11 protein-coding genes are annotated in these 11,937 nt (G+C 66.2%); 5 read left to right on the top strand and 6 right to left on the bottom strand.

What is annotated here, in order from left to right; translation table 11 throughout:
* Window positions 1–136 precede the first annotated feature (136 nt).
* The 5 genes from IVB32_RS33430 to xylB all read right to left on the bottom strand — a co-directional run bounded on the left by IVB32_RS33430 (window position 137) and on the right by xylB (window position 6,314).
* Window positions 137–727, bottom strand: coding sequence for a TadE/TadG family type IV pilus assembly protein (locus IVB32_RS33430; protein WP_247367111.1), 591 nt, complete (start codon window positions 725–727; stop codon window positions 137–139).
* 246 nt (window positions 728–973) lie between these two features.
* The gene (locus IVB32_RS33425; RefSeq protein ID WP_018458273.1) at window positions 974–1,921 is read right to left on the bottom strand and encodes an ABC transporter substrate-binding protein; all 948 of its coding nucleotides are present in this window, start codon (window positions 1,919–1,921) and stop codon (window positions 974–976) included.
* A 153-nt stretch (window positions 1,922–2,074) separates the two neighbouring features.
* A complete protein-coding gene (locus tag IVB32_RS33420) occupies window positions 2,075–3,130 on the bottom strand; it encodes a ribose ABC transporter permease (RefSeq protein ID WP_018458272.1) in 1,056 nt (351 codons plus the stop codon).
* Complete coding sequence (locus tag IVB32_RS33415; RefSeq protein WP_247367117.1) at window positions 3,123–4,658, bottom strand: sugar ABC transporter ATP-binding protein; 1,536 nt, start codon at window positions 4,656–4,658, stop codon at window positions 3,123–3,125. The genes IVB32_RS33420 and IVB32_RS33415 overlap by 8 nt, the downstream gene beginning before the upstream one ends.
* Before the next feature lie 210 nt (window positions 4,659–4,868).
* The gene (xylB, locus tag IVB32_RS33410; RefSeq protein ID WP_247412801.1) at window positions 4,869–6,314 is read right to left on the bottom strand and encodes a xylulokinase; all 1,446 of its coding nucleotides are present in this window, start codon (window positions 6,312–6,314) and stop codon (window positions 4,869–4,871) included.
* 143 nt (window positions 6,315–6,457) lie between these two features.
* On the opposite strand from xylB, the gene IVB32_RS33405 reads away from it, so the two are divergent.
* From IVB32_RS33405 to IVB32_RS33390, 4 genes are all read left to right on the top strand, one after another.
* Window positions 6,458–7,711 (top strand): MFS transporter, encoded by a 1,254-nt coding sequence (locus tag IVB32_RS33405; protein ID WP_247367120.1) that lies wholly within the window; start codon window positions 6,458–6,460, stop codon window positions 7,709–7,711.
* 24 nt (window positions 7,712–7,735) lie between these two features.
* Entirely contained in the window at window positions 7,736–8,929 is a 1,194-nt protein-coding gene (locus IVB32_RS33400; protein WP_247367124.1) for a M20/M25/M40 family metallo-hydrolase, read from the top strand.
* Between the two features lie 74 nt (window positions 8,930–9,003).
* Window positions 9,004–10,092, top strand: coding sequence for a mandelate racemase/muconate lactonizing enzyme family protein (locus IVB32_RS33395; protein WP_247367126.1), 1,089 nt, complete (start codon window positions 9,004–9,006; stop codon window positions 10,090–10,092).
* 104 nt (window positions 10,093–10,196) lie between these two features.
* Window positions 10,197–11,345: an amidohydrolase gene (locus tag IVB32_RS33390; RefSeq protein ID WP_204510527.1), complete on the top strand. Its 1,149-nt coding sequence runs from the start codon at window positions 10,197–10,199 to the stop codon at window positions 11,343–11,345.
* 6 nt (window positions 11,346–11,351) lie between these two features.
* Here the strand turns inward: IVB32_RS33390 and IVB32_RS33385 are convergent, their stop codons facing one another.
* Window positions 11,352–11,663, bottom strand: coding sequence for a hypothetical protein (locus IVB32_RS33385; RefSeq protein WP_018458265.1), 312 nt, complete (start codon window positions 11,661–11,663; stop codon window positions 11,352–11,354).
* Here IVB32_RS33385 and IVB32_RS33380 point away from each other — a divergent pair.
* The coding region (locus IVB32_RS33380) for a DUF72 domain-containing protein (RefSeq protein WP_247412800.1) at window positions 11,662–11,937 on the top strand (276 nt) is incomplete at its 3' end. The two genes, IVB32_RS33385 and IVB32_RS33380, sit on opposite strands and share 2 nt — an antisense overlap.

Here is an 11,937-nt window from a genome sequence, read left to right as displayed (position 1 = left end):
GAAGGTCAGCCGCCGAGCCAACATATGACGCGCGTTGGCGCTCACGTGAGGATGCGATTTCGCCCTTGGCGGGCTCTGCCTGCTGTTTCAGCCTTTGCTTCCCCGGGCCAATATCAAGCAAAATGGATATGTGGGGCTACTTCGAAACGCGCAGCTTGGAAATGGATGTGCCGATCTGGGTGAAGGCGGCGTCGATTTCGCTGGGGTTGCTCAGCATGAAGAAGTTTGCCGAGCCGCTCGCACATTTGGGAAGCACGGGCGACACCCCGGTGCCGTCGTCGAGCTGGACCGTCGAGGTCGAGCCGACGCTGAAGTCGAGGGTTGGAAAGCCGGCAATCTGCATGAACTGGCTCTTGATTTCGCCCGACGCCGCCATCGTCACCGTCGATCCCTTGCCGCCATTGTTGGCGGTGTAGGTGGCGGACGCCTTGACGTTCTGGCTGCCGGTGTGGGTATAGAGTGCGGCGAAGTAAGCGGCGCCAGCGGTCGGAACCTGGTCAGCCGTGATCTTCCCATCGGACAGGTTCTTGGCGACCATCAGCGCGGCCGAATCGAGCGCACCCTGCATCGCGGTGCGGGCGTGGGCGGCGCGGCTGTAGTCGATCGCAGCGCCGACGAATGACAAGACCGGCAACAAGGCGATGGCGAAGATGACGGCGATATTGCCGCGCTCGTCCCGGGCTAGGCGATCCAACGTGGTGGCGGCGGAAGAAGGGCTCAAGGTCATCGGGAATCCTCTGCAACCTCCAATAGGCAGTGGACTCTAAAGTATACGTTAAGTTACGGCGAAAATGCTGGCAAACCGCCTTCCGCATGCGCGGCGCCGCCAAGGAGACCCGGACCTCCTGCGGGTTCCGCAGGCCGCTTTGGTGATATGCGAACGGGGCCATCCTGCAGGGATCGCTGCCACATCTTCCGCTGGTGCCACGCGAGCCGACCAGCGCCGCATCCGGCGCCGGCCGCCTCTCGCCCGCTACTGCGACCGATCCGAGGTCCAGCCTTTGTACTCGCCGACATTGTCGCGCGTCACGAGTTTCGACGGCAGCAGCTCGACCGTGGACGCCGGCTTCTGGCCGTTGAGAATGCTGACGCCGACCTGCACGGCGCGGCGGGCCATGAAGAACGGGTCCTGCGAGGCGGAGGCCTGAATCTGCGTCGCCTGCGGGTCCTTGAGGGCCGCTTCGATGTCGGGGGCGCCGTCGACCGCGGTGATGACGATGCCGGTGCGCTGCTGCTGGCGCGCGGCGAGGTCGGTGCCGATCGCCTGCGGGTCGTTGATGGCGAAGATGGCGTCGATCTTGGCGAAGCGGGTCAGATAGCCCTGCGCCACCGTGAGGCCGCCTTCGCGCGAGCCCTTGCCGTCCTGGTCGCTGGACAGGACCTTGATGCCGGGATTCTTGCCGAGCACGTTCTTGCAGCCGACCACGCGATCGATCACCGCGGAGACCTGCGGGCCGTTCTCGATGATCACGTCGCCCTTGCCTCCCAGCTTGTCGACGATGTACTGGCAGGAGATCTCGCCGGCCTGGACGTTGTTGGTGGTCACCGTGGCGTCGGCGCCTTCGGCCGCGGTGTCGACGGCAACGACGACGATGCCGGCGGCCTGCGCCTTCTTGATCGCTGGTCCGATCGCCTTGGGATCGCCAGGGTTGAGCAGGATCAGGTCGACGCCGGCGGCGATGAAATTGTCGATCTGGGTGACCTGCTTGCCGAGATCATATTCGAAGCCCACCGTCGTGATCTTCACGTTGGGGTTGGTCTTCTTGGCCTCGAACTCGGCGCCCTTCGACAACGCGACGAAGAATGGATTGCCGAGCGAGCCCAGCGAAATGCCGATCGACTTAAGCTCCTTGGCGTAGGACGGCGCGGAGCTCAGGACGAGCGCCATCGCGGCGCCGGCAAGCGAGATCGACTTCAACATTGGCTTCCTCCCTGGTCTGTTTGAAGCTCCGGCGCGGCGACCAGTTGCCGTGACGGAATGAACATGACGGCGCGGTGCCGGCTGCATTTTCATGCTCCTTGTTTGAGCATGATCCTTTCGAAAAACCGCTTCGCACTTTTTCGGATCATGCTCTCAAGTCCGAGCCGAGCCCTGCAGCCGATAGCGGTCCAGCGCCACCGCGCCGATGATGACCAGACCCTTGATCACATATTGCCAGACGTCGGACACGCCGATCAGGATCAGGCCGTTCGACAACACGGCAATGATCAGCGCGCCGACCAGCGTTCCCCAGATCGAGCCGATGCCGCCGACAAAGGAGGTGCCGCCCAGGATCACGGCGGTGATGGCGTCGAGTTCGTAGGACTGGCCGAGCTGCAGGCCATTGGCGGCGTAGAGGCGCGCTGCCTGCATCGCGCCGCCGAGGCCCGCGAGCAGGCCGGACACGCCGTAGACGAAAATCAACACGGCCCAGACCTTGATGCCGGCGAGCCGCGCCGCGCTCTCATTGCCGCCGACCGCGTAGATGTGCACCCCGAGCACGGTGCGCTTGAGCACCAGCCACGACACCAGGATGACCAGCAACGCGATCACCCAGAGCCAGGGAATCGACAATACGCCGGGAATGAGGGTCAGAGCACCGTTGCCGATGAAGGCATAGGGGATCGACGGATTGAACACCGTGGTGTCGGCGCCGAGCAGGCGCGCCGCGCCGCGCACGGCGGTCAACGATCCCAGCGTGACGATGAAGGGCGGCAGGCGCAACAGCGCGATCAAGCCGCCGTTGAGAATGCCGAAGACGGTGCCGGTGAGCACCGCGGCCGGCAACCACAGCGCCCCGAGATCGGGAAATTTGGAGATGATCAGCCCGGCCATCGCCGCCGCCGCCAAGATGGAGCCGACCGACAGGTCGATGCCGCCGGTGAGGATGACGAAGGTCATGCCTGCGGCCAGCACGGTATTGACCGCGGACTGCTGCACCACGATGCCGATGTTCTGGCCGGTGAAGAAGCGGCCGTCCGACAGCACGTGAAAGCCGATGCACAAGAGCAGCAGCACCGGCAGCATGCCGACCGCGCGAATGATCATCCGCGTCCGCTGCCGCTTCGTCTCCTGCGCGGCGGCAAGACCGGGCGCGACGGGGACGGCTTTGGCGGGGGCGGTGTTGGCGGAAGCGCCGTTCTCAGGCATCGAGCTGCTCCGTTCCGGTGGCGAGTGCCATGATCTCCTCCTGACTGAGCGGCGATGTCGCGTCGCGCCGGATCTGCCCGGCGATATGTCCTGCACGCATCACGATGACGCGGTCGCAGATGCCGATGATCTCGGGCAGGTCGGACGAGATGACGAGAACCGCGGTGCCCGACTTCGCGAGATTGTCGATGATCGAATAGATCTCGGACTTGGCGCCGACGTCGACACCGCGCGTCGGCTCGTCGAGGATCAGGATCTTCGGGCCGATCGCGAGCAGCCGCGACAGCAGCACTTTCTGCTGGTTGCCGCCGGAGAGCCCGCCAGCGGGAACACCGACATTCGCAGCGCGGATGCCGAGCCCCGCGAACGCGCGCTTGGCGCGGTCACGGGCCTTATCGCGGTCGAGAATGCCGCCGAATTTCGCATCCCGGCCGAGCACCGCGAGATTGATGTTGTCGAGACAGGACATGTCGAGGAACAGGCCGAGCGCCTTCCTGTCCTCGGTGAGATAGGCGATGCCGGCGTCCAGCGCCTCGCCGGGCGTGCGGATGGAGACCTCGCGCCCGTCAATCTCGACATGGCCGGAGATCATGGGCGCGGCGCCGATGATGAGGTGCGCAAGCTCGGTGCGGCCGGCGCCGACCAGGCCCGCGAGGCCGACCACCTCGCCCGCATGCACCGCCAGCGAACATCCCTTGACGCGCCTGCCGTCGGCGATGTCGACGGCCGCAAGCACGGGAGCTCCCGACCGCGCGTTGGGATCGTTCCTGGGATCATGCTCCTTCTTGTAGAAGGACGAGACGTCGCGTCCCACCATCATCCGGACGATGGTGTCGGCACGGATGTCTGCCTTGTCGAGCGAGCCGACCAGCGTGCCGTCGCGCAGCACCGTGACGCGGTCGCCGAGCGCATAGACCTCGTCCATGCGATGCGAGATGTAGATGATGGCGAGACCTTCGGCGCGCAGCTGGCGGATCAGCGCGAACAGCCTTTCGCTCTCACCGGCCGACAACGCGGTGGTCGGCTCGTCCATGATCAGGATCCTGGAGCGGGCGTGCAGCGCGCGCGCGATCTCGACCAGTTGGCGCTGGCCCATCGAGAGATTGGCGACCTGCGTCTGCGGCGTGAAATCCGCGCCGAGCCGCGCCAGGATCGGACCGACGCCGGCCTGCATCGCCTCGCGCGCCAGCAAGCCGCCGCGGGAGACCTCGCGACCGAGATAGATATTCTCCGCAACGCTCAGGTTGGGGGCGAGCGAGAGTTCCTGATAGATGATCGCGATGCCGGCTGCGCGGCCGCCGAGCGGACCGCTGATCTGCACGGGCTGGCCGTCGATGCGGATTTCGCTGCCCGGGTCCGGCCGGTAGGCGCCCGACAGGATCTTCATCAGGGTGGATTTGCCGGCGCCGTTCTCGCCCATCAAAGCGTGGATTTCGCCCGCGTAGACGGTGAGGTCGACGTCGCGCAGCGCCTTGATGCTGAAGAACGATTTAGAGACCCGGCGCATCTCGAGGATGGGCTCGCTCATCACACCTCCCCGATGCGCCGACGGCGGCATCGCAATCTCACCCGCGTCTCGTTGGTCCCTGGCGCGCGCGCAAGCATTAAACAAAAGGTTGTGGCGCAGGGCAATACCTCCGGCATACCGACCAACGGTCCGGCGCTGCTTTTATCTTTTGCAGACGGAACCGATCCCGCGCGTGATGCCTTTTCTTCGCCACATCATCGCGAATCGCGATCAGCGCCGCGGCCGGTACAGGCGGCGCCATTGCGGCAGCCGCTCGGCATAGGCCTGCGCAAGCGCGCCGTCGGGCTCGAAGGTCTCGACGCGCTGTGGCGCGGTGCAGACGGCGTCGATCGCCTCACCGGTGACGGCGAGGCGGCCAAGCCGCGCCGCACCGAACGCCGCGCCCGTCTCGCCGTCGGCAAAGCGATGCACCGGCACGTTCAGGACATTGGCCAGCACCGAAAGCCAGAACCGCGACCGTGAGCCGCCGCCGATGACATCCGCCTCCGCGATTACCAGTCCGGTCTCGGCCAGCACGTCCCGGCAATCCGCAAGCGCGAAGGCGACGCCTTCGAGCACGGCTTGCACGATCGCGTCACGATCGGTGGCGTGACTGATCCCATCGAGCATGCCGCGCACGTCGGGGTCATCGTGCGGGGTGCGTTCGCCGGAGAGGTACGGCAGGAAGCTGACCGGCGACGGCGCCCGCGGGCGCAACCCGAGCGGCGCCAGCAGCTCAGTCTCAGGGGTCCCCAACAGCCGCGCGATCCAGGCCAGGCACGATGCCGCCGAGAGGATCGCGCCGGCTTGAATCCACCTGTCGGGGACGGCGTGACAGAACGTGTGCACGACCCGCTCCGGATTGGCCGCGATCGTCTCGGTCGGCACCAGCAATGCGCCGGAGGTTCCGAGCGAAATGAAGGCTGCGCCGGGATTGATGGCGCCGATGCCGATGGCTCCCGCCGGATTGTCGCCGGCCCCGCCCGCGATCATCGGCCGCCCGGTCATGCCCCAGCGCTGCGCCAACTCGCTCCGCAGCCGTGCAGCCGGCGCGCAGCCCTCGACCAGACGGGGCATCTGCCGGCGCGATAGCGCGGTCGCGGCGAGTCCTTCATCCGACCAATCGCGGCTGCTAACATCGAGCCACAGCGAACCCGAGGCGTCCGAGACATCCTCGATCGCCTCGCCGGTCAGCACCAGGCGCAGATAGGCTTTTGGTTGCAGCACGAGTTTTGTCGCCGCGAAGATCTCCGGTTCGTGCCTGGCGACCCACAGCAGTTTGGGCGCGGTGAATCCGGGCATCGCCTTGTTGCCTGTCGTCGACCGCAAGGCGGGCCAGCGCCGCTCCAGCTCGGCGCATTCCGCAAAGGACCGTCCGTCATTCCAGAGAATGCAGGGCCGCGACGGCCTGTGGCTGGCATCGAGCAGCGTCGCGCCGTGCATCTGGCCGGACAGGCCGATGCCCTCGACCTCGGCCAGCTCGCGCGCGTGATCCGCCTTCAGCGCGTCCAGCGTCGCGAACGTCGCCTCGATCCACTGTGCCGGGTCCTGCTCGCAATGGCCGGGACGCGGCGAGGAGACCGTCAGTGACCGGCTGCGGCTCGCCACCACGCGCTGCGCGTCGTCGACCAGAGCGATTTTGACGGCGGAGGTGCCGAGGTCGATGCCGAGATACATGATGTCACTAGCCTTGCACGTTTAGGATCTTGCGCGTCCGTTGCCTTGTGCATCCACGACATTGCGGCCATGGCGGTCCCGATGTTGGCATGCACCCGTCAATCATGTAACCCCACCCGAAACCTTGCCGGGACGCAACGCCCATGACCACCGCCGCCACCCACGACGCGGGAGCCACCCGCGCGCTGCTCTTTGCGCTGCTTGCGCTGGCCTGCGGGCACATGCTCTCGACCTTGCTGCGCACCATTCCGGCGGTCAGCCTCGACCTGATGGCGGCGGATTTCGGCATCGAACCGCAGGCGCTGGCGAGCCTCACCTCGGTCTACCCGTTCGCGTTTGCGGCCGCGCAGATCCCGGTCGGTGCGGCGATGGACCGCTTTGGCGTGCGGCCGGTGTCGCTGAGCCTGCTCGCGGGAACCGTGGTCGGCGCCATCGCGTCGGGGTTCGCAACGGGACCCGAAAGCTTCGCCATCGGGCAGGTGCTGCTGGGCATTGCCACCTCCGGCATGCTGATGTGCCCGATGACGTTGGCGGCCAAGCAATTGTCGGCCGCGCGCTTTGGGCTGTGGTCGGGCGCGATCCTCTCGATCGGCAATATCGGCATGCTGTTGTCGTCGAGTCCGCTCGCCTTCGTGGTCGACACTTGCGGCTGGCGCGCCGGGTTCTGGATCTCGGCGCTCGGCGGCGTCGCCGTGGCGCTCGCGGTGTTCCTGCTGGTGCCGAGCCAGCCGGCCGAGCACAAGGACGAGTCCTCGCCGCTGTCGCAGATGATCGAGGTGCTCAGGCTCGGACTGTCGCGGCCCTTGCGCGGCCTGATCGCGCTGGCGCTGGTGTCGCTTGCGACCTCGCTGGTGCTGCGCGGCCTGTGGGGCGGACCGTGGCTGATGCAGGTCAAGGGATTGTCGCGGGTCGAGGCCGGCAACCAGCTCGGCGCGTTCACGCTGGCCATGATCGCAGGTCCGCTTGTCATCGGCATGATCGACCGCAGGCTGGCACGCCGCCGCGCGCTGGTGGCGGGAACGCACCTCGTCGGCGCGTTGCTGCTGGCGCTGATGGCGTTAGGGGCCCCGCGCTATGCCATTTCCGTGTTGTGTGGTGTTGCGGTGATGCCGCCGCAATACGACCTCGTGCTGTTCGTGCTCATCGGGCTTGCCACTTCCGCACAGCCGCTGCTGTTCGGCATGTCGCGGCAGCTGGTCGACGCCCAAGTTGCGGGCAAGGCGCTCGCGGCGATCAACCTCGCCTTCTTCCTCGGCGCGGCGCTGATGCAATCGATCACCGGTGCGGTGGCGGCCTTTGCAGGGTTGCCGGCGGTGCTGCTTTTCATGGCAGCCATGCTTGGCATCGGCGCGCTGATCTTTTTGGTCTATACCTCGCCAAGACCGACGATAGAGTAGAGCCCTGCATCAAGGGGACATCTCATGCCTGTCGACACCAAAGCCGCCACCGACCGCCTCTTGCGCTTTCTCGCCGTCGAGGGCGTCACCGGACAGGAGGCCGCAATCGGGCGTGAGCTCACGGCTGCGCTGAAGGAGAGCGGCGTGCCGGCGAAAGCGATCCGGCTCGACGACGCCAATACCCGCATTCCGGTGCCGACCGAGACCGGCAACCTCATCGTCGACCTGCCCGGCCGCGGCGCGCTGCACAACCAGCCGCGCATCATGTTCATGACCCACATGGATACCGTGCCGCTATGCGCCGGCGCCAAGCCGAAAAAGTCGGGTCGCAAGATCGTCAATGATGCGAAGACCGCGCTCGGCGGCGACAATCGCTGCGGCTGCGGCGTGCTGGTGACGCTGGCGGTCGAGCTCGAAAAGCAGCAACTCGATCATCCGCCGATCACGCTGCTGTTCTGCGTGCGCGAGGAGAGCGGGCTCTATGGCGCGCGCCACGTCAAGCTGGACGAACTCGGCTCGCCGGTGATGGCCTTCAACTATGACGGCGGCTCGGCTTCCAACGTCGTCATCGGCGCGGTCGGTGCCGACCGCTGGACCGTGGAAATCTTCGGCCGCGCCTCGCATGCCGGCGTCGCGCCGGAGCGCGGCATCTCCTCGACCATGATCCTCGCGCTTGCGCTCGCCGATGTGAAGGCCGGCGGCTGGTTCGGCAAGGTGGTCAAGCGCAAGCAGCAAGGCACCAGCAATGTCGGCCCCGTCACCGGCGGCGAAGGGCGGCCTGCGGGCGACGCCACCAACGTCGTCACCGACTACGTGCATGTGCGCGGCGAAAGCCGCAGCCATGACGGAAAGTTCTTCAAGGAGATCACGAAAGCCTACAAGGCCGCGTTCGAGAAGGCGGCCAAGAAAGTCACCAACGCGCAAGGAAAGTCCGGCAAGGTCAAGTTCAAGGCCGAGACCGACTATTTCCCGTTCCGCATGAAGGACAACCTTCCTGTCGTCAGACGCGCGGTGGAGGCCGTGTCCGCCGTCGGCGGCACCCCGAACGTGCGCACCGCCAATGGCGGCCTCGATGCCAACTGGATGGTCCGCCACGGCGTTCCGACCGTGACCTTCGGCGCCGGCCAGAACGAGGTGCACACGATCGACGAGTGGATCAATCTCGACGAATACGACCGCGCCTGCGCGCTGGCCGTGCAGCTCGCGACGATGCGGTGAGCTGCCTTGCATGGCGCGCGCTTGCCGAGCGGTGCGCGTCGGCCTAGCCTGCAAAGAAAACGCAGGGAGGCCGCATGCCGCGCATTTCGACCATCGAGACCGGATTCTACCGGATTCCCCTTCCCGTCACGCTGTCGGACTCGATGCATGGCGACATGGCGGCGTTCGAGCTGATCACCTGCCGCATCCGGGATGCCGATGGCGCCGAGGGGGTCGGCTACACTTACACGGTCGGACGCAATGGCGGCGCCGTCGCCGACATCCTCAAGCGCGAGATCCCGCCGCTCGTCGAAGGCCGCGAGGCCGATGATACCGAGGCGATCTGGCACCAGGTCTGGTGGGCACTGCATTATGGCGGGCGCGGCGGGCCAGCGGTGCTGGCGCTCTCGGCACTCGACATCGCGCTGTGGGATTTGAAGGCGCGGCGCGCGCAATTGCCGCTGTATCAGTTGCTCGGCGGATTCGACGCGCGCGTGCCGTGTTATGCGGGCGGCATCGATCTCGATCTCTCCGTCGAAGCACTGCTCGCGCAGACTGACGGCAATCTCAGCAAGGGCTTTCGCGCCATCAAGATGAAGGCCGGCCGCCCCGATCTCAAATCGGATGTGGCGCGGGTCGCGGCGATGCGACAGCATCTCGGTGACGGCTTTCCGTTGATGGTGGATGCCAACATGAAATGGACGGTCGAGGACGCGATCCGCGCCGCCCGCGCGTTCCAACCGTATGACCTCACCTGGCTCGAGGAGCCGATCATTCCCGACGACGTCGCGGGCCACACTCGCATCATGCAGGCCGGCGGCGTGCCGATCGCGGCGGGCGAGAATTTACGTTCGCTTTGGGAGTTCAAGAACTACATCGTCGCGGGCGCGGTGTCCTATCCCGAGCCTGACGTCACCAATTGCGGCGGCGTCTCCGCCTTCATAAAGATCGCGCGGCTGTCGGAGGCGTTCAACCTGCCCGTCACCAGCCATGGCGCGCATGACGTCACCGTGCACCTGCTCGCGGCCTGCCCGAACCGGTCGTATCTGGAGGCGCACGGTTTTGGGCTCGACAAATTTATCGAGCATCCACTGGTGCTGCAGGACGGGCTTGCGCTCGCGCCAGACCGTATCGGCCACGGCATCAGCTTCGATTGGGACGGGCTGGCGAAGCTGTCGGCGTAGACGGAGCGCGTTGCTGCACGCGAGGCATTCGCTGAGGCTTGATGCAAGCTGCGGTTATTCGGCTATGGTGTCGACGCCGACACACAAGCCGAGAGATTCCCGCCTTGACCCCCGAGCTGCACCAGAAACTGACCGCGTGGCGCCGGCATTTGCATGCGCATCCCGAACTGTCCCTCCAGGAGAAAGCCACCGCGGCCTTCGTGCAGGACAAGCTCACCGAGCTCGGCATTTCCTTCGAGGCCAACATCGGCGGTCACGGCATCGTCGCGACCCTGACGCGCGGCCACGCCCAGGGCCGCGTCGGCCTGCGGGCCGACATGGATGCGCTGCCGATCACCGAAGATACGGGGCTAGCTTACGCTTCGCAAAACCCCGGTGTGATGCATGCCTGCGGCCATGACGGGCATACCGCTTCGCTGCTCGGCGCGGCCGCGCTGCTCGCCGCCGACACCAGCTGGAGCGGGACGGTCGATTTCATCTTCCAGCCGGCCGAGGAAGGTTATGGCGGCTCGCGCGCGATGGTCGCGGCCGGGCTGTTCGACCGCTTTCCGATGCAACGGGTGTTCGGCTTTCACAACTGGCCGGGGCTCGCCGCCGGCACCATCGCGGTCCATGACGGCGTCGTCATGGCCTCCGGCGGGCGCATCACCATCACCATCGATGGCCATGCCGGTCACGCCGGCATGCCGCATCTGACGCGCGATCCGGTGATGGCGGCCGGCCATTTGATCGTGGCGCTGCAATCGATCGTCTCGCGCAGCGTCGATCCGCTCGACACCGCCGTGCTCTCGCTCTGCACGCTCGAAGGCGGCACGGCACGCAACCAAATCGCCGGACGCGTCTCGATCGGCGGCACGCTGCGCTACCATCGCGATGCGGTGAAGGACACCGTTTTGGCGCGGATCGAACAGATCTGCGCCGGGATTGCCACGAGCTTCGGCGTCAAGGTCACGCCCGAGATCGTCATTGGCGTCGGCGTGGTCATCAACACGCCGGCAGAAGCGGATCTCGCGCGCCTCGCGGCGGACACGGTACGGGCCGAGTTGCGGCGCGACCTCGCGCCCAGCATGGCCGGCGAGGATTTTGCCCACTATCTCTCGCGGCGTCCGGGCGCCTTCGTCTGGATCGGCAATGGCGAATTGCGGGATGGCGCCGAGCTGCACGGCCCGCGCTATGATTTCAACGACGCGATCCTACCGGTGGCATCGAGCTGGATGGCGGAACTCGCCAAGGCGGCGCTGGCCTCGAACTAGGCCCGCTCACGAGATCTCGCGCGGCAACTTCCAGCCGGGCTTCGGCTCGAACGTCTCCTCGACCTGCGCGACGTGATAGCCGGCGGGCAGAAGGCGGCCGCCCTCCTCGTCCGCGACCGGTACGTCGGTTACCAGCCCCTCGATCAAGGCGGCTTCCCACACCTCCTTCTCCGTCGGAAAGGGATCGCCGATCTGCTTGTTGCCTTCGAACAGCGCGTACATCGGTTCCGGTCCTGCGTTGATCAAGCTCACGAGCAACGTATCGGCCGCACGGACGTTCCCATCCGGCAAATCGCAATGGATGGACACGTCGAACATGGCGCGCGTTCTGATCGGAACTTCCGGCTGGCATTACGCCTCCTGGCGAGGCCCGTTCTTTCCCAAGGGCGTGACGCTGAAGCAGCAGCTGAGCTACTACGCCGGACAGTTCGACACCACCGAGCTGAACGGGGTGTTCTACCGCACCCCGACGCCGGAGGCCGTCGAGGGTTGGCGGGAGCAGACCGGCCGCGATTTCGTCTTTGCCTGGAAGGCCTCGAAATTCATCACGCACTGGAAGCGCCTGTCGGATCGCTCGGTGAACAGCCTCGAA

Source organism: Bradyrhizobium sp. 23, from assembly GCF_023073295.1.
Lineage (GTDB): Bacteria > Pseudomonadota > Alphaproteobacteria > Rhizobiales > Xanthobacteraceae > Bradyrhizobium > Bradyrhizobium canariense_D.
This window is presented reverse-complemented; position numbering and strand designations above follow the sequence as displayed.

What these genes read in the sequence shown, in the direction of transcription:
- IVB32_RS33420 (WP_018458272.1), bottom strand. Translation starts at nt 3,130, where the DNA reads ATGCCTGAGAACGGCGCTTCCGCCAACACCGCCCCCGCCAAAGCCGTC.
- IVB32_RS33400 (WP_247367124.1), top strand. Translation starts at nt 7,736, where the DNA reads ATGCCTGTCGACACCAAAGCCGCCACCGACCGCCTCTTGCGCTTTCTC.
- xylB (WP_247412801.1), bottom strand. Translation starts at nt 6,314, where the DNA reads ATGTATCTCGGCATCGACCTCGGCACCTCCGCCGTCAAAATCGCTCTG.
- IVB32_RS33405 (WP_247367120.1), top strand. Translation starts at nt 6,458, where the DNA reads ATGACCACCGCCGCCACCCACGACGCGGGAGCCACCCGCGCGCTGCTC.
- IVB32_RS33385 (WP_018458265.1), bottom strand. Translation starts at nt 11,663, where the DNA reads ATGTTCGACGTGTCCATCCATTGCGATTTGCCGGATGGGAACGTCCGT.
- IVB32_RS33430 (WP_247367111.1), bottom strand. Translation starts at nt 727, where the DNA reads ATGACCTTGAGCCCTTCTTCCGCCGCCACCACGTTGGATCGCCTAGCC.
- IVB32_RS33425 (WP_018458273.1), bottom strand. Translation starts at nt 1,921, where the DNA reads ATGTTGAAGTCGATCTCGCTTGCCGGCGCCGCGATGGCGCTCGTCCTG.
- IVB32_RS33395 (WP_247367126.1), top strand. Translation starts at nt 9,004, where the DNA reads ATGCCGCGCATTTCGACCATCGAGACCGGATTCTACCGGATTCCCCTT.
- IVB32_RS33415 (WP_247367117.1), bottom strand. Translation starts at nt 4,658, where the DNA reads ATGAGCGAGCCCATCCTCGAGATGCGCCGGGTCTCTAAATCGTTCTTC.